Origin of the sequence: Bacillus pseudomycoides DSM 12442 (assembly GCF_000161455.1) — a bacterium.
GTDB lineage: Bacteria > Bacillota > Bacilli > Bacillales > Bacillaceae_G > Bacillus_A > Bacillus_A pseudomycoides.
Map to the genome: position 1 here is coordinate 5,312,792 of NZ_CM000745.1, position 301 is coordinate 5,313,092.

General features: G+C 36.5%; 1 pseudogene. It reads left to right on the plus strand.

The features are described from left to right. Nucleotides 1-301, plus strand: a pseudogene (locus BPMYX0001_RS26925) (type IA DNA topoisomerase); the annotation flags it as partial.

The following is a 301-nucleotide window of genomic DNA, read 5'->3' on the forward strand; positions in this document are numbered from 1 at the left end:
GATTTTGACGGGGCAATGTTCAGACTTCATTCAAGGATTTAAAGGAGAAAAGGGTGAATTTACAGCGGCACTTTACTTGGATAAGGAGGGGCTAAAGTTTCGTTTTCCAACAATGGAAGATCGTACACTAGGGAAATGTCCGCTATGCAAGAGCCGAGTAATTGTAGGTAAATCAAATTACTTATGCGAGCAATATAAAAAGACTTGTGAATTCATTATTCCAGGGATCGTGTCTGGAAAGAAAATTAGTAGTAACAATGTGATCAAAATATTAGAAAAGAATATGACCGATCAAATCAAA